Here is a 15,858-nt window from a genome sequence, read left to right on the forward strand (position 1 = left end):
ACCGGTTTATTGTGAAGGCCAACGATTCCACAAGGAGGAACCCCATGGCGAAGACCAAGAGCACGACCAAGGCCAAGACCGGCAAGCAGAAGCTTGCAGCGGCGGCACCGTCGGCGCCGAACATCGATATCGGGATCACCCAGGGCGACCGCAAGAAGATCGCCGACGGTCTGTCGCGCTTCCAGGCCGATGCGTTCACGCTCTACCTGAAGACGCACAACTTCCACTGGAACGTGACCGGGTCGATGTTCAACTCGCTGCACACCATGTTCGAGACGCAGTACACCGAGCAGTGGGCGGCACTGGACGATGTGGCCGAGCGCATCCGCGCGCTGGGCTTCAATGCCCCGGGCTCCTACCGGGAATTCGCTGCGCTGACCTCGATCGCCGAGGAACCGGGCCTGACCGACAGTGCGGACTGGCGTGAAATGGTACGCCAGTTGGTGGTCGCCAACGAAGCGGTCTGCCGTACGGCGCGTGAAGTACTGGACGTTGCGGCCAAGGGTGACGACGCCCCGACCGAGGATCTTATGACCCAGCGCCTGCAGACGCACGAGAAGTACGCCTGGATGCTGCGTTCCCTGCTCCAGTAAGAGTTGGGGGGCTTCGGCAGGGCTGCGCCCTGCACCTGCCGAAGCCTTCAAGCCAGAGCAACGTCAACGTCAAAAGCTTGTTTCCTGAGGGTTGGCGGGGTGGGTCCGGTTGCGGGGGACGCCGTAAATACGTCCATGTAGGCTCGGTCGCGCCATCCATGGCGCTCACGCCCCCGCAACCGGACCCACCCCGCCTTCGACAGATTTCCGCGAACTGCCGGCAAAGCTTGGGGTCAGAGCCGTTTTCCTTCGGAAAACGGCTCTGACCCCATTTTGTTTGTCGATATCTGACAGATTTCATCCACGCATGGCGTGGATCTACTGGCCACCGGGCCAAGTCTGGGGGGAGAGCCCCCTGAGTCAGGGGGCGGCCGCGAAGCGGCGGGGGTCTGGGAGCTGGTAAGTGGGGCCCGCGTTTCGCGCAGCGAAGCGTGGGAGCGGAAGCGCGCATGCGATGGCGCGTTCCCAGGGCGCAGCCCTGCCGAGACACCCCCGCCGGGGTAAACTAGCCGGATGGCTTCCCGTCCCGCGCACGACCTGCTCCAACGCGTCTTTGGTTACGACGATTTCCGTGGTCCCCAGCAGGACATCGTGGAGCATGTGGCTGCCGGTCACGATGCCCTGGTGCTGATGCCCACCGGCGGCGGCAAGTCGCTGTGCTACCAGGTCCCGGCCCTGCTGCGTGACGGTTGCGGCATCGTCATCTCGCCGCTGATCGCGCTGATGCAGGACCAGGTCGAAGCCCTGCGCCAGCTCGGCGTGCGTGCCGAGTACCTGAATTCAACCCTTGATGCCGAGACTGCCGGCCGCGTCGAGCGCGAACTGCTCGCCGGCGAGCTGGACATGCTCTATGTCGCCCCGGAGCGACTGCTGACCGGTCGTTTCCTGTCGCTGCTGTCGCGCAGCCAGATCGCCCTGTTCGCCATCGACGAAGCGCACTGCGTGTCGCAGTGGGGCCATGATTTCCGCCCCGAGTACCGCCAGCTGACCGTGTTGCACGAGCGTTGGCCGCAGATCCCGCGGATCGCGCTGACCGCCACCGCTGATCCGCCGACCCAGCGCGAGATCGCCGAGCGCCTGGACCTGCAGGAAGCGCGACATTTCGTCAGCTCCTTCGACCGCCCCAACATCCGCTACACCGTGGTGCAGAAGGACAACGCGCGCAAGCAGCTGACCGATTTCCTGCGCAGCCACCGTGGCGAGGCCGGCATCGTCTACTGCATGTCACGGCGCAAGGTCGAGGAGACCGCTGAATTCCTCTGCGGCCAGGGCTTCAACACCCTGCCCTACCACGCCGGCCTGCCGCCGGACGTGCGCGCCAACAACCAGCGCCGCTTCCTGCGCGAAGACGGCATCGTGATGTGCGCCACCATCGCCTTCGGCATGGGCATCGACAAGCCGGACGTGCGCTTCGTCGCGCATACCGACCTGCCCAAGTCGATGGAAGGCTACTACCAGGAAACCGGCCGCGCCGGGCGCGATGGCGAGGCCGCCGAGGCATGGCTGTGCTACGGCCTGGGTGATGTGGTGCTGCTGAAGCAGATGATCGAGCAGTCCGAGGCCGGCGAAGAGCGCAAGCAGCTGGAGCGGGCCAAGCTCGACCATCTGCTGGGCTACTGCGAATCCATGCAATGCCGCCGCCAGGTGCTGCTGGCCGGCTTCGGCGAGACCTACCCCAAGCCCTGCGGCAACTGCGACAACTGCCTGACGCCGCCGGCCTCGTGGGACGCGACCATTCCGGCACAGAAGGCGCTGAGCTGCGTCTACCGCAGCGGCCAGCGCTTCGGCGTCGGCCACCTGATCGACATCCTGCGCGGCAGCGAGAACGAGAAGGTAAGGCAGCAGGGCCACGACAAGCTCAGCACCTATGCCATCGGTCGCGATCTGGATGCGCGCACCTGGCGCAGCGTGTTCCGCCAGCTGGTCGCCGCCAGCCTGCTGGAAGTGGACAGCGAGGGCCACGGCGGCCTTCGCCTGACCGACGCCAGCCGCGACGTGCTGACCGGTCGACGCCAGATCAGCATGCGCCGCGACCCGGCCAGCAGCACCAGCGGACGCGAGCGCAGTGCGCAGCGCACCGGGCTGTCGGTGCTGCCGCAGGACCTGGCCCTGTTCAACGCGCTGCGCGGCCTGCGCGCCGAACTGGCCCGCGAACAGAACGTACCGGCGTTCGTGATCTTCCACGACAGCACCCTGCGCAACATCGCCGAGCAGCGCCCGACGAGCCTGGATGAACTGGCCCGGGTCGGCGGCATCGGCGGCACCAAGCTGAGCCGCTATGGCCCGCGCCTGGTCGAGATCGTGCGCGAAGAAGGCTAGCAGCGGGCTCGGCTCTACATTGGTGCAGGTCCAACCTTGAACCAGCCATTCAGCTGGAAGTGCATCGGCGCCCGCTTGCGGCTAGATTAGCGCCATGTCCCTGGCCTCGACCCTGCTCCGCGTCGTGCTCATGCTCAGCCTGTTGCTCAACGGGCTGAACGCGGCCATGGCCAGTGGTCACGAAGACATGGGCCGGATGGCGCACGCCGTGGCCGCCGCTGTTGATGGCGGCGCCCCCGACTGCCACCACCACGCCGGCATGCAGGCCGACCCGGCCCCGCAGGCCAAGTCCCCGGCCCACGACGCCCACTGCCAGATCAAGGACTGCGTACGCAGCTGCGCCCAGCACCCGCTGCTGGTGGTGCAGCCGTTGCCGTTCATGGCCGGACCGGCGCTGTCGCTGGCCCCGCAGCCGATGCCGGCCACCGGTCGGCCGGCGCCGCCGCTGCCGCCGATCTCTCGCCCTCCCATCGGCTGATTCCACACGCACCGTGCGCGCTGCGCACCGTAGCCGGCCGCCTGCCGGCGTCTTCACGTGTCTGGAGTCACCACCATGAATACCCGCATTCCCCCCGGTCCGGGCGCTGTGCCCATGCCGTCGCGCCGCCTGTTCGTGCAGGGCCTGGCCGCCGGCGGCGTGGTTGCCGGCATTTCTGCTGTCGGCGTGCCGCAGCGCGCGCTCGCCGCCGCTACTGCCGTCCCCCGCCTGGCCGGCGCCCCCGCCGTGCTCAGCGACACCCGCATCGAACTGGCCATCGGCGAATCGCTGGCCAACTTCACCGGCCGCACCCGCCCCGCGATCACTGTCAATGGATCGCTGCCGGCACCAATCCTGCGCTGGCGCGAAGGCCAGACCGTGGACCTGTTCGTGCGCAATACGCTGGAACGCCATCCGACCTCGATCCACTGGCACGGCATCCTGCTGCCGGCCAACATGGACGGCGTGCCCGGCCTGAGCTTCAACGGCATCGGCCCCGGCGAGACCTACCACTACCACTTCGAGCTGAAGCAGTCGGGCACCTACTGGTACCACAGCCACTCGATGTTCCAAGAGCAGGCCGGCCTGTACGGCGCGCTGATCATCGACCCGGCCGAGCCGGCGCCGTACCGGCACGACCGCGAGCACGTGATCATGCTGTCCGACTGGACCGACATGGACCCGGGCGCGCTGTTCCGCCGCATGAAGAAGCTGGCGGCGTATGACAACTACTACATGCGCACGCTGCCGGACTTCCTGCGCGATGTGAAGCGCGATGGCTGGTCGGCAGCGCTGTCCGACCGCGGCATGTGGGGACGGATGCGGATGACGCCGACCGACCTGTCCGACGTCAACGCCAACACCTATACCTACCTGATGAACGGCACTGCCCCGGCCGGCAACTGGACCGGCCTGTTCCGCAGTGGCGAAAAGGTGCTGCTGCGCTTCATCAACGGTGGGTCGATGACCTACTTCGACGTGCGCATCCCCGGCTTGAAGATGACCGTGGTCGCCGCCGATGGCCAGTACATCCATCCGGTCAGCATCGATGAATTCCGCATCGCTCCGGCCGAGACCTACGATGTGCTGGTGGAACCGAGCGGCCAGGATGCCTACACCATCTTCTGCCAGGACATGGGCCGCACCGGCTACGCTGCCGGCACGCTGGCGGTACGCCACGGCCTGCAGGCGCCGATTCCCGAGCGCGACCCGCGCGTGCTGCTGACCATGGCCGACATGGGCCACGGCATGCCGGGGCACGACATGGGCGGTGGTGGTCACGGCGGCCACGACATGGCCGCGATGAAGGGCATGGAAGGCGGCTGCGGTGCCAGCATGGGCCACGGCGCTCCCGCCGGCGGCGACGCCGCCAGCAAGGCGCCGAAGCACCCGGCCAGCGAGCGCAACAACCCACTGGTGGACATGCAGAGCTCGGCCACCGAACCAAAGCTGGACGACCCCGGCATCGGCCTGCGCGACAACGGCCGCCAGGTGCTGACCTATGGCGCGATGCGCAGCCTGTTCGAGGACCCCGATGGCCGCGAGCCGGGCCGCGAGATCGAGCTGCACCTGACCGGGCACATGGAGAAGTTCTCCTGGTCGTTCGATGGCATCCCGTTCGCCAGCGCCGAACCGCTGCGGCTGAACTACGGCGAGCGCATGCGCATCGTGCTGGTCAACGACACCATGATGCAGCACCCGATCCACCTGCATGGCGTGTGGAGCGATCTGGAAAACGCGCAGGGCGAGTTCCAGCTGCGCAAGCACACCATCGACATGCCGCCAGGCACCCGCCGCAGCTACCGCGTGCGCGCCGATGCGCTCGGCCGCTGGGCCTACCACTGCCATCTGCTGTACCACATGGAAGCGGGCATGATGCGCGAAGTGAGGATCGAAGAATGAGCCGCTCACTGCTTTCCCCGAGCCTGCTGGCCCTGGGCCTGGCCGCCGCATTGCCGGTGTTCGCGCAGTCGCACGCCGGCCATGACATGGCGGCGATGGCCCCGCCGGCGAAGACCGCCAAGGCACCGGTCGAACAGGTCGATCATTCGAAGATGGATCATTCGAAGATGGATTCGAGCGCGATGGACCACTCAGCCATGGATCACTCGAAGATGGACCAGGGCGCAACGCAACCGGCGGCGATGGACCACGCCACGATGGACCACTCCAAGATGGATCATGCGGCAATGGGCCACGGCACGCCCGCGCCCACCGAACCGCGCGAGCCGATCCCGGTTCCCACCGATGCCGACCGCGCTGCCGCATTCCCGCCGATCGCGCATGGTGCGATGGAGCATGCACCGGAGATCAACAGCCTGCTGCTGATCGACCGCCTCGAACACTGGGACGGCAAGAGCAGCAACGGCCAGGCCTGGGAGGCCACCGGCTGGATCGGTGGCAACATCAACCGCCTGTGGCTGCGCACCGATGGCGAACGCAGCCGCGGCCGGACTGAGTCATCGTCACTGGAAGCGCTGTATGGCCGAAGTGTGTCGCCGTGGTGGGACGTGCTGGTCGGCGTGCGCCAGGACTTCCGGCCGGCCGACTCGCGCGCGTGGGCGGCCATCGGCATCCAGGGCCTTGCACCGTACAAGTTCGAGAGCTCGGCCACGCTGTACATGGGTTCCGGCGGCCAGGTTCTGGCCAAGGCCGAGGTCGAGTACGACGTGCTGCTGACCAACCGCCTGATCCTGCAACCGCTGCTGGAAGCCACCGTCGCGGCCAAGGATGAACCGGAGTACGGCATTGGCCGCGGGCTGAACAAGGTCGAAGCCGGGCTGCGCCTGCGATATGAGTTCAGCCGCCGCTTTGCGCCGTACATCGGCATCAGCCACGAACGCACGTTTGGCGACACCGCCGATTATGCCGGTGACCACGCGCGCGACACCCGCTGGGTCGCCGGCGTGCGCATGTGGTTCTGAGCAGCGGTTCGTGAGCAATGGCCAGCCCCGGCAGCCGCCGGGGCCGGCTACACTGCGCCACGTTCCATTGCAGGCACCGCCATGTCGTTGCAGATCCGCCGCGCCACCCTTGCCGATGTCGATGCCCTGTCGGCCATCGCGATTGCCACCTACAACGAAACCTGGGGCGATTCCTATCCGCCGCAGGAGCTGCACGATTTCCTGCAGGCGCACTACAGCAGCGAACCGCAGCGCACCGAACTGTCCGACCCACGCAGCGCGGTCTGGCTGCTGATGGACGGTGACGCCGTGGCCGGCTATCTGGCCGCCGGTGCCAACACCCTGCCGCATGCCGATGCATGCGAGGGAGACATCGAACTGAAGCGGTTCTACATCCTGGCCGCACACCAGAACGGCGGCCACGGCGCACGCATGATGGACGCATTCATGGCATGGCTGGACCAGCCGCAGCGCCGCACCCTGTGGGTGGGCGTCTGGGAAGAGAACTTCGGCGCGCAGCGCTTCTACGCACGCTATGGCTGCAGCAAGGTCGGCGAGTACGACTTCATCGTTGGTGACACGCACGACCGCGAGTTCATCCTTCGGCGGCCCTGATCATGCGCCTAAGTCGAGCCACGCTCGACTCTACAACCTAGAAATCGAACAGCTCCGACAGGAAGCTGTCCTTCTTCTTTTTCTTGTAACCGTGGCCACGGTTGTCCTCGTAGCGCTGGCCGAGGTGGCGGGTATCACGATGCATCACCGGTGGCGGCGCGGATGCTGGCTGAGCCTGCACGGGCGCTGGCGGCGGCACGGCCGCACCGGCGCCGGCGCGTTCGATGATCTTGTCCAGCTCGCCGCGATCCAGCCACACGCCGCGGCACCCCGGGCAGTAGTCAATCTCGATGCCGTGACGTTCGGCCATCTGCAGGGTCTGGGTCTTGCACACGGGGCACAGCATCGGCATTGCTCCTGTCGGTCTGGCAACGACTGTACCCGCACGGTGATGACTGTGCGGCAACGCATGACCGATGGCACAAGGACTTCCGGCGCGTGCCCTCTTCCCTGCCACCCCGCAGACTGAAACCCTGTCCCGCAGGAAGTGCGTGCATGACTGTGCTGTCCCGCCTGCCCACTGCGGCGCGCCTGGTACTGGTGCTGTCCGGCGTCGCCCTGGGCCTGAACCTGCGCGATATCGCCGCGGGCATCGGCACACCGATTCCGGCGCTCCCCATCCCCTACGGCGGCAGCCTGCTCGACAACGCACTGGCGGTGCTGCTCGCGGTGCTGCTGGCCCTGCTGCTGCGCCCCCGTGGAACGGGCCTGTTGGCCAGCCTCGGACTGCGCGGAAACGGCTGGGGCGGACCGTTGTGGGTGCTGCTGGCCAGCCTGCCCTGCTGGCTGGGCCTGGCGCTGCTTGGCACGCCGAACAGGGCGCTGACCGCACTGGACGCCACGATGCTGGCGGTGCTGTTCCCACTGGCCGAGGAACTGCTGTTCCGCGGCCTTGGCTTCGTGCTGCTGGTGAAGATCGTGCGCGGCCCCTGGCCGTGGCTCGCATTGCCGCAGGCGCTGCTGTTCGGCATGGTGCACTGGCTCGGCTTCGGCGGGTTTGATGGTGGCGGCACCGCACTGTTCGTCGGTGCGGTGATCGCACTGGGTGGCTTCATCTTCGCCTGGCTCGACCACCTCGACGGCAACACGCTGTGGTGCGGCCTGATCCTGCACGTTTCGATGAACCTGGCCTGGAATGTGTTCAGCCTCGACGACGCCGTCGCGCTGGGCTGGCAGGCCACCAGCCTGCGCATCGGCACCGCCCTGCTGGCGGTCGCGGCCCTGGCCTGGCAGGCGCGTCGCCGGCGCCAGACGCACCTGTAACGCCCACTTAGCTTGCCGTGCACGCCGGGCTCACTACCGGCTTGCGCATACTTGCGCGCCTTTTGCTCCCCCTGTTGTCCGGAGTTGCCGCGTCATGTTGCTGTCCAAGCGCTTTGTGGAACCGCGTGTCCTGCTGATCGAGGACGCCGAGGAAACCCAGGAACTCAGTCGCCTCGCCCTGGAAAGCCAGGCCTGCCAGGTCACCGCTGTCAGCAGCGCCGAGGCGGCGCTGGGCCTGCTCAACGCCGGCGAGCCATTCGACCTGCTGTTCACCGATGTCTGCCTGGGCGGCATCAGCGGCATCGAAACCGCCAACCGCGTGCGCGAGCACCTGCCGCAGCTGCCGATCCTGGTGACCTCCGGCCTGGACCAGCACCGCGTGCTGCCGCAGCTGCGCGCCGGCATCCACTTCCTGCCCAAGCCGTACAGCATGAGCGAGTTGCTCGATGCCATCCGCCTGTGCTTCCGCCATGCAGCGGATGCCACGTTGATGCCGCCGCCGCAGGCCAGCGCGGCCTGAGGCAATCATCCACGCATGGCGTGGATTGAACCTGCGATCAACCGCTGCTGTACGGCCCTGTACCCGGGAACACCTTCAGCAACGCGCGGGTGATCATGTCCGGGTAGACCGTGAAGTGGTCCTCGTCGTCGATCACCATGTTCTCCACCTTCAACGAATGCCCGCTGGCGCGCAGCTGCTCGGCGAACTCGGCGTTGTGGCGCAGCATGTCGTTGCGGGTGAAATAGCGCGGCTCCGGCTTCACCGTTTCGAAGCTGCCGATCGACAGCACCACCGTGGTCGGCTGCGTGGGCGCCTTGGCCTCGGCCTGCATGCGCGGCACCCGATGGTTGTCGAACCACAGCGACGGGCTGGACAGGATGTAGGCACGGAACATGTCCGGTCGCGTGGTCAGCACGTAGGCACCGAACAGGCCGCCATAGGAATGACCGGCATAGGCACGCCGCGCCGGATCGGTGCGGTAGCGCGCATCGATCATCGGCAGCACGCGCTCAGCGAGGAAATCGCGGTAATGCGCGGCGCCGCCGTAGCTGACATCATCGCTGTAGTCACGCGGATCGGTACGCGCCGGATCGCTGGGCGTGTAATCCCGCGAGCGGCTCTGCTTGGACGTCAGGCCTTCCTGCGGCGGCAGCCCGACCAGGATGAAATCCTCGATGTTGACGCCCTTCTGCCCGACCATGTTGCGCACGCTGCGCACCAGCGGGAAGCTGTACAGCGCATCGGTCACGTACAGCACCGGATAGTGCTTTTCCGGATGTGCGGCGTAGTCGGCCGGCAACGCCACCCAGATCGGGTAATCGCGGCCGACCGGATCGTGCACGCGCAGCGCCTCGGTATCCGGCAGCACCACGCCCGGCGCGGCGGTGGCCGCGCTTTCCTTCGCTTCATTCTGGGTTGCTGGTGGCGCCACCGACATCGCACAACCACTCACGGCCAGGCAGGCCGCCACACTCCATCCACGCACACGCTGCATCCACACTCTCCCGTTGCGGGCGACGCACCCGGGTGGCGTCGCTACCGCATCCTCACACGTCGCGCGGCGCCGCGCCACGCGCGGTCAGGGCGAGGCCGGCGGCGGCGCCGGGAACAGGGTGCGCAGCGCCTGCAATGCGGCCGGGTGGTAGATCGTCGCGTGGGTTTCCTCCGGCAGCGGCAGGTACTTCACCAGCGGCGACGGCGAAGCCTGCTGCAGCAACTCGGCCAGTCGTGCAGTGGATGCGGCCAGCTCCGGCTGCCCGCTGCTGGCCAGGAACACGTGCGGCTGCGCGCGCGTTACCGCCGGCAGCTGCTTGGCCGCCCCGGCCAGCATCGCGCCGTGGTTCCACCACAGGCTGGGGTCCAGCGCGATGTAGCTGTTGAACAACTTCGGTTCCTGCAGCAGCGTCTCGACCACGAACAGGCCGGCCAGCGATTCACCGATCAGCGCGCGCTCGTCGGTGGTCGGGTAGCGCTGGCGCACCTGCGGCATCAGTTCATCGCGCAGGAAGCGGCGGTAGGCCGCCGATCCACCAATGCGTGGCGCGATCTTCTGGTCCTGCGGATCGCTGCTCGGGCCGGTCATGTCGCGACGGCGCTCGGTGTTCTCGATACCGACCAGCAGGAACGGGCGCATGCTGCCGTTGCCGCTCAGCACCTGCACCAGCCCTGCCACGTGCAGGAAATCCTCACCGATGCCACCGTCGGGCATGTAGATCACCGGCAGCGGCGCCTTCGGGTCCAGGCCCCAGGGCTGCGGGCGGTAGACATTGATGCGGCGGGTTTCGCCCAGCGCCTTCGACTCAATGGTGAAGGTCTCGCCGATCACCAACGGTGCCGCCGCAGTGACCGGGTCCGGCGACGTCGCCTGCACGACGGGAACAGCGGCAGCACCTGGCCCCGCGGTGGCCAGCAGGATCAAGACGGACAAGACAGCGACGCGCATGCGAACTTCCATTTTCGAGAGGACGGCCAGCATAACTGCGCCGGCGCCCTCAACGGCGATCCAGTTCGATCACGGCCTGGCAGGCACGGAGCTGGTCGTCGGCATCGCGTCCGATTCGAACAAGCGCTGCCGCAACCTCTGCTCGTAACTGGGCGCCCGCATCACGTTCGCCGGTGCGGGCGGCGGCTTCGGACAGACGGCCAGTGTGGCACGCGGCGAGGTCGTCGCGCAGGCGGAGAGTGCCAGCGCGCAGGGCAGCCACCACATCAGCATCCACCTCGGCCGCGCGCTCACGATCTCGTTCATGTTGTTCCCCCAGTGAGGCCATCGCCTCGCTCCGTTCTTCCTGATCCCGGCGCAACCGCCGCTCGGACTGCACCGCTCCGGCCTGTTGCTCCACTTCGGCGCGCGCCATCGCGAGGTCGCCGCGATCACCGCGCCAGCGCCAGCCGGTCATGAACATCAGCAGCGACCACAACACCAGCGACGCCATCACCACCACCATGCGCGGCATGGGTCACTGCTCCGCCAGGCAACGTGCATGGCGCTGTTGCTGGCGCTCCCACACCCCCCAGCACACGGTGTTGGGGCGACCATCGACACGGGTCGAACAGTCGTAGCCCCCTGCCCGCTTCCACAGCAGCAAGGCGTCACAGGCCTGGCGGTATTCACCCTGCAGCAGATGCCGGCGCATTGATGACGCGCGCCAGTTGCCGATGCCGTACTGGTAGAGGAAATCGACATAGACGTCGTACTCGCCCTGGCTGAGCGCCACGCCGGGCAGCGACGCGCGGAACTGTCCCTCTTCCCTGGCCAGATGGGCCTGTACGGCATGCAGCGCGCGCACCGGCGTGGTGCGGTCGCCCATCCTCACCGGCGTGCCATCCTCGCGGACGGTCGAGCCGAAGCCATAGGTTGGACGGTCATTGCGCGTGGGCACCACCGCGGCGTCGGTGTATCCCTCGCGGTCGACGATGGCGATCAGGCCCGCAGCACTGAGCGCAAGCGCGGCGACCAGGCTGCGTACCGGCAATGTGCTGCTGGGCCGGCTCATTCGCGCTCCCGGCGGCGCCATTCGCGCAGCCAGCGCCAGCCAAGATAGGCAATCTGCGCAGCCAGGTAGACGATGGTCAGCACCACCACCAGGCGGTCCAGGGTGATGCCGGCTGCAAGCGCACCGGCGACGGTAACCGGCGGCGCCGACTTGATGGCCGCCGCGCCGGCCGTACTGATGATTTCTTCTTTCATGATGGGTCCTGGAGGGAATGCAGGCCGCGTCGCATCGACGTGGCCCGAAGAGATGCCCGCCCCGCTGCCGGCTCGGCACGAGGGTTGTTCCGGTCGGGAGGCGGGCGAAAGATCGGATCCGCCGCTCATGCGGCCTGGGCGATACCCTCCATCCAGCCGCGCACGCGCTGGAAGCCAAGTTCGACCAGGTTGAGGTAATGCCGGTTGGATACCGGTCGCTGCCCGCTGTTGGCCAGCAGCAGATTCGCCGTTTCGAATCGTTCGACCTTGCGTCGGCCACGGCCGCAGTAGTAGCCGCGCAGCGCACAGGCCATCGCCACGTTGTCACGCGCGACCGCCGTGATGATGTCTTCGATCTGCTGCGCCAACTGATCGGTTTCCAGAGGCTTGTAGCCCTGGGCCCGCCCCGGCATGTCACCACGATGCTCGATCAGCACCGCCAGCAGGTTGCGCGACTGGAAGCCGAGGTATTCGCAGTCGCGATGCAGCGCATATTCGCCGCCCCAGTGCTCCAGGCGGCTGCGGACATACTCACCGAACGTATCAAGCTGCATGGGGGGCTTCTCCTTTGAGGGACGACGGGGCCGGACCGAACACATCCGGGCGCAGGGTTTCGCGGCGCACGGCGCCTGCAGTGGCCAGCTCGATGCGCCGGCACAGTCGCGCGCCGGGCAGCTTGTGGCCGCGGGCGATCATGTAGAGGGTCCGCAGCGCGCAACCGGTCTGGTGGGCCAGGCGGCGCATGACGGGGCAGCTGGGGGTGCCGTAGCCCCCTTGGGAGATGGCGTAGTCGATGAGGTTCATGGCCCACACATTACCGTCAAGGTAATGGGTAGTCAATACCGTTTTGGTCATTTGCTGGATTGGTAATGCAGCGCACCATCTACAGATGGACGCCAGTACCGCTCGCACCCTCAACATGCGCCTACGCGTGGCCGCCGCCGGCGGCCCGGCCGAATGGGCCCGCCTGTTCGGTGGCACCCGCTGGGCGCAGCCCCAGGTCAGCCAGTGGATTTCCGAGAGCAATCCGAAGAGCATCGGCCATCGTCTTGCGCGCGATCTTGAATCAGTGATGCAGCTTCCGCATGGAACGCTGGATCGCGTCGATCAGGACGGAGACGTGTCGCTTCAGTCTCAATCTACGGGACTGGATTTCGCGAAAATGAGCGCTGCGGTCAAGGTGCTTTCGCACTACCTGGAGCTGGTCGGCGATCCACCGGAATGGATCTACGATCCCGTGCTGCTGGAGACCGCATTCATGGTCGTGGACGAGTTCGGTCAGCCCTCTGCGCCGGACAATGTGCTCGACCTGACGAAGCTTCTGGCAAGACGGATCAGGGAGGCAAAGGATGACTCACACGCGACTCGAGGAGCTCGCACAGCGGTTGGCCGCTAGGACCCAGGAACTGCGCGGCGAGCGCAACCCGGCGCCGGCATTGCGGGTGGTGGCGGGAGACGCACATGGGGTCCGCGGGGAGAGGCGCATGGACGCGATCATGCGCGAGTGGCATTGCCGCATGATCCGCAACGTACGCCGGCGCTGGGGCGAGCCCATGCAGCATGTGATCGACCAGGCATGTTGCGGTGTGGTCAACATCGAGCAGCTTGCCGACGACGCACTGATCCAGTTGCACAAGGACATGGAGCGCGCGGAGGAGTGCATTCGCGAGGGCATTTCCTTCCACGACGCCGGGCTGTTGCGCGCGCATTACGGCTGACAGCGGCCCTGACCGGCCGGCAACGGCCGGCTTAGGTCACGCACTCATTACCAAAAGTTACCTAAACATTACCATTTAGGCGCAGAAATTGACGCAGACGGCATGGCGCCAACAGTGATGGGAGCGCGTGCAAAGCGCCCCTTTCCCGCGACTGCCGACCTGATGCCGCACGCTGCCAGCGGGTCAGTACCCGGGAGCCTATGGCACCTGCAGCACCGTGTCGTTGCTGCGGCACTTCCGCGCATTGCAGACGTGCTTTCGAGGGGGCAATAAAAAAGGCGCCCCATGGGCGCCTTGATCATCACTGCAATGGTGGGCCGTGAAGGATTCGAACCTTCGACCAAAAGATTAAAAGTCTTCTGCTCTACCGACTGAGCTAACGGCCCGCTGCATTGCCCCGGCCTTTCGGCGGGGTCCGCATTCTACCCTACTTTGCCGGGCCACGCGAAACTCCGGCGTGTCGCGGCTGCCGGCCAGCGGCCGGTACTACCCCGCTTAAACCTTCCGGGCCTTCCTCGCATCCCATCCATGTTCACCACCCGGAGCCACGGATGCGCCTCACTTGCTGTCTGATCGCCATCCTGCTGTTGCCCTGCACAGCATTGGCCTCCCAATCACAGGTCGTCACCGACGACATCGCCCGCTTCTGGGCCACCTATGATGCGGTGCGCGCCGAGCCTGATGCCGAACGCCGGGTGGCGCTGGTCCAGCAACGCTACATCGATCCCGGCAGCCCCGGGCTGCATGCGCTGATGCAGGTCCGCCACTACACCGCCCGCGAATACGCCGAGGCCATGCAGTCATGGCCTCGTTTCTGGACCTCGGTACGACCCTTGACTGCGAACGCTCAGCAGGCCAGCGCCACGCTGGAGCGGGACCTGGACGCGTTCCGCGCGCTCTACCCTGCACTGCGCCCGGCCACCATCACCTACGCGATTGGCGTGCTGCGTACCGGCGGCACCACGCTGGGCGACAAGGTGTTGATTGGCGCGGAGATGGCGCTGGGCGATGAGCGCGTGGACGTAAGCGAGCTGCCCAAGCCGATGCGCGGCCGCCTGCGGATCTTCTACGACAGCCGCCCCGGTGCGAACAACGCGCAGAACAACCTGCACGAGTACGTGCATACCCAGCAGCGCGAGACCACCGGCAGTCTGGCCCAGTACGCAGTGCGCGAAGGCGTGGCCGAATACGTGGCAGAGCGCATCAGCGGGCGCCGTCCAGCACTGCCGCTGTACACCTATGGGCCCGCGCACGAAGGGGAAATCCGCACGCGGTTCCTTGCGGAGATGCACGGAGACAACCTGGACAACTGGCTGTACAACAGCGCCCGCAATCCGTTCGGGGTGAGTGATCTAGGCTACTACGCGGGCTACCGCATCGCACAGGAGTACATGCGCCGGCAGGCCGACGAGAAGGCCGGCATCGCGCGGATGATCGAGCTGGACTATGCCGATCCGAAGGCCGTGCGCGACTTCATCGAGGCATCGGGATGGTTGCAGGCCCGGTAGGTCAAGGAGTGCGAACCAACGGTTCGCCCCCACCGGGTGGGGGCGGTTCGCACCTACGGTGAAGCCGGCCAGCGGCCGGCTCTACCGCAAGGTCAGGCGTACAGCGTCGGGTCGGCGACGCCGGCCTCGGCAAAGCCCTGCGCGCGCAGGCGGCAGGCATCGCAATGACCGCAGGCGGCGCCGTTGGCGTCGGCGTTGTAGCAGGACACGGTCAGGCCGAAGTCCACGCCCAGCCGCACGCCTTCGCTGACGATCTGGCCCTTGCTGAGGAACTGCAGCGGTGCGTGCACCTTGATGCCCGCACCCTCCACGCCCGACTTGGTGGCCAGGTTGGCCAGCGCCTGGAACGCGGCCACGAACTCGGGGCGGCAGTCCGGGTAGCCGGAATAGTCCACGGCGTTGACGCCGCAGAAGATGTCGTTGGCGCCGAGCACTTCGGCCCAGCCCAGGGCCAGCGACAGCATGATGGTGTTGCGTGCCGGCACGTAGGTGACCGGGATGCCGGCACCACCGGCTTCGGGCACGTCGATGTCGTCGGTCAGCGCCGAACCGCCGATGCTGCGCAGGTCCACGTCCACGGTCTTGTGTGCGACCACGCCCTGGGCCTTGGCCACGCGGGCGGCGGCATCCAGTTCGGAGGTATGGCGCTGGCCATAGCGCACGCTCAGGGCATGCACGGCGAAGCCCTGTTCCTGGGCCATGGCGATGACGGCGGCTGAATCCATGCCGCCGGAGAGAAGCACGACTGCCTTCTTCATGGGAAAAACAT

20 protein-coding genes and 1 tRNA gene are annotated in these 15,858 nt (G+C 66.9%); 11 read left to right on the forward strand and 10 right to left on the reverse strand.

From position 1 onward, the window contains the following. Window positions 1–44: 44 nt before the first annotated feature. From EGM71_RS15875 to EGM71_RS15900, 6 genes are all read left to right on the forward strand, one after another. Window positions 45–593, forward strand: a complete 549-nt coding sequence (locus EGM71_RS15875) for a Dps family protein (protein WP_006439098.1) — start codon at window positions 45–47, stop codon at window positions 591–593. 513 nt (window positions 594–1,106) lie between these two features. Then, on the forward strand, window positions 1,107–2,912 hold the full coding sequence (recQ, locus tag EGM71_RS15880; protein WP_188485644.1) for a DNA helicase RecQ: 1,806 nt from the start codon (window positions 1,107–1,109) through the stop codon (window positions 2,910–2,912). A gap of 94 nt (window positions 2,913–3,006) precedes the next feature. Then, window positions 3,007–3,390: a CopL family metal-binding regulatory protein gene (locus tag EGM71_RS15885; RefSeq protein ID WP_188485645.1), complete on the forward strand. Its 384-nt coding sequence runs from the start codon at window positions 3,007–3,009 to the stop codon at window positions 3,388–3,390. Window positions 3,391–3,465: 75 nt separating this feature from the next. Beyond that, window positions 3,466–5,292, forward strand: a complete 1,827-nt coding sequence (locus tag EGM71_RS15890) for a copper resistance system multicopper oxidase (protein ID WP_188485646.1) — start codon at window positions 3,466–3,468, stop codon at window positions 5,290–5,292. Next, on the forward strand, window positions 5,289–6,314 hold the full coding sequence (locus tag EGM71_RS15895) for a copper resistance protein B (RefSeq protein ID WP_188485647.1): 1,026 nt from the start codon (window positions 5,289–5,291) through the stop codon (window positions 6,312–6,314). The genes EGM71_RS15890 and EGM71_RS15895 overlap by 4 nt, the downstream gene beginning before the upstream one ends. A gap of 81 nt (window positions 6,315–6,395) precedes the next feature. Next, a complete protein-coding gene (locus tag EGM71_RS15900) occupies window positions 6,396–6,908 on the forward strand; it encodes a GNAT family N-acetyltransferase (protein ID WP_188485648.1) in 513 nt (170 codons plus the stop codon). Between the two features lie 37 nt (window positions 6,909–6,945). Here EGM71_RS15900 and EGM71_RS15905 read toward each other — a convergent pair whose 3' ends face one another. After that, window positions 6,946–7,254, reverse strand: coding sequence for a zf-TFIIB domain-containing protein (locus EGM71_RS15905; protein WP_014038203.1), 309 nt, complete (start codon window positions 7,252–7,254; stop codon window positions 6,946–6,948). 149 nt (window positions 7,255–7,403) lie between these two features. On the opposite strand from EGM71_RS15905, the gene EGM71_RS15910 reads away from it, so the two are divergent. Both EGM71_RS15910 and EGM71_RS15915 read left to right on the forward strand, forming a co-directional pair. Continuing rightward, entirely contained in the window at window positions 7,404–8,171 is a 768-nt protein-coding gene (locus EGM71_RS15910) for a CPBP family intramembrane glutamic endopeptidase (RefSeq protein WP_188485649.1), read from the forward strand. Window positions 8,172–8,265: 94 nt separating this feature from the next. Further along, window positions 8,266–8,691: a response regulator gene (locus tag EGM71_RS15915; RefSeq protein ID WP_188485650.1), complete on the forward strand. Its 426-nt coding sequence runs from the start codon at window positions 8,266–8,268 to the stop codon at window positions 8,689–8,691. Window positions 8,692–8,728: 37 nt separating this feature from the next. On the opposite strand, the gene EGM71_RS15920 is transcribed toward EGM71_RS15915, so the two are convergent. The 7 genes from EGM71_RS15920 to EGM71_RS15950 form a co-directional block, all read right to left on the reverse strand. After that, a complete protein-coding gene (locus EGM71_RS15920; RefSeq protein WP_188485651.1) occupies window positions 8,729–9,667 on the reverse strand; it encodes an alpha/beta hydrolase in 939 nt (312 codons plus the stop codon). A gap of 84 nt (window positions 9,668–9,751) precedes the next feature. Then, window positions 9,752–10,615 carry an alpha/beta hydrolase gene (locus tag EGM71_RS15925; protein ID WP_188485652.1) on the reverse strand — a complete coding sequence of 288 codons (864 nt, stop codon included), beginning with the start codon at window positions 10,613–10,615 and terminating at the stop codon, window positions 9,752–9,754. 49 nt (window positions 10,616–10,664) lie between these two features. After that, window positions 10,665–11,129: a lysis system i-spanin subunit Rz gene (locus EGM71_RS15930; RefSeq protein ID WP_188485653.1), complete on the reverse strand. Its 465-nt coding sequence runs from the start codon at window positions 11,127–11,129 to the stop codon at window positions 10,665–10,667. A 3-nt stretch (window positions 11,130–11,132) separates the two neighbouring features. After that, window positions 11,133–11,669: a glycoside hydrolase family protein gene (locus EGM71_RS15935; RefSeq protein ID WP_188485654.1), complete on the reverse strand. Its 537-nt coding sequence runs from the start codon at window positions 11,667–11,669 to the stop codon at window positions 11,133–11,135. Then, on the reverse strand, window positions 11,666–11,863 hold the full coding sequence (locus EGM71_RS15940) for a hypothetical protein (RefSeq protein ID WP_057494733.1): 198 nt from the start codon (window positions 11,861–11,863) through the stop codon (window positions 11,666–11,668). The genes EGM71_RS15935 and EGM71_RS15940 overlap by 4 nt, the downstream gene beginning before the upstream one ends. 125 nt (window positions 11,864–11,988) lie before the next feature. Further along, complete coding sequence (locus tag EGM71_RS15945) at window positions 11,989–12,417, reverse strand: hypothetical protein (RefSeq protein ID WP_014038211.1); 429 nt, start codon at window positions 12,415–12,417, stop codon at window positions 11,989–11,991. Beyond that, window positions 12,407–12,667, reverse strand: coding sequence for a YdaS family helix-turn-helix protein (locus EGM71_RS15950; protein WP_049443441.1), 261 nt, complete (start codon window positions 12,665–12,667; stop codon window positions 12,407–12,409). The genes EGM71_RS15945 and EGM71_RS15950 overlap by 11 nt, the downstream gene beginning before the upstream one ends. Window positions 12,668–12,752: 85 nt before the next feature. Here EGM71_RS15950 and EGM71_RS15955 point away from each other — a divergent pair, with 85 nt between their 5' ends. Next, window positions 12,753–13,259, forward strand: a complete 507-nt coding sequence (locus tag EGM71_RS15955) for a hypothetical protein (protein ID WP_014038213.1) — start codon at window positions 12,753–12,755, stop codon at window positions 13,257–13,259. 88 nt (window positions 13,260–13,347) lie between these two features. Further along, a complete protein-coding gene (locus tag EGM71_RS15960) occupies window positions 13,348–13,581 on the forward strand; it encodes a hypothetical protein (protein ID WP_032958956.1) in 234 nt (77 codons plus the stop codon). A gap of 310 nt (window positions 13,582–13,891) precedes the next feature. Here EGM71_RS15960 and EGM71_RS15965 read toward each other — a convergent pair. Next, window positions 13,892–13,967: transfer RNA gene (locus EGM71_RS15965), tRNA-Lys, on the reverse strand. Window positions 13,968–14,132: 165 nt separating this feature from the next. On the opposite strand from EGM71_RS15965, the gene EGM71_RS15970 reads away from it, so the two are divergent. Beyond that, window positions 14,133–15,089, forward strand: a complete 957-nt coding sequence (locus EGM71_RS15970; protein WP_188485655.1) for a DUF2268 domain-containing putative Zn-dependent protease — start codon at window positions 14,133–14,135, stop codon at window positions 15,087–15,089. 92 nt (window positions 15,090–15,181) lie between these two features. Here EGM71_RS15970 and queC read toward each other — a convergent pair whose 3' ends face one another. After that, complete coding sequence (gene queC / locus EGM71_RS15975; protein WP_014038216.1) at window positions 15,182–15,847, reverse strand: 7-cyano-7-deazaguanine synthase QueC; 666 nt, start codon at window positions 15,845–15,847, stop codon at window positions 15,182–15,184. Between the last annotated feature and the right edge of the window lie 11 nt (window positions 15,848–15,858).

This window comes from Stenotrophomonas maltophilia, from assembly GCF_006970445.1.
Taxonomy (GTDB): Bacteria; Pseudomonadota; Gammaproteobacteria; order Xanthomonadales; family Xanthomonadaceae; genus Stenotrophomonas; species Stenotrophomonas maltophilia_AU.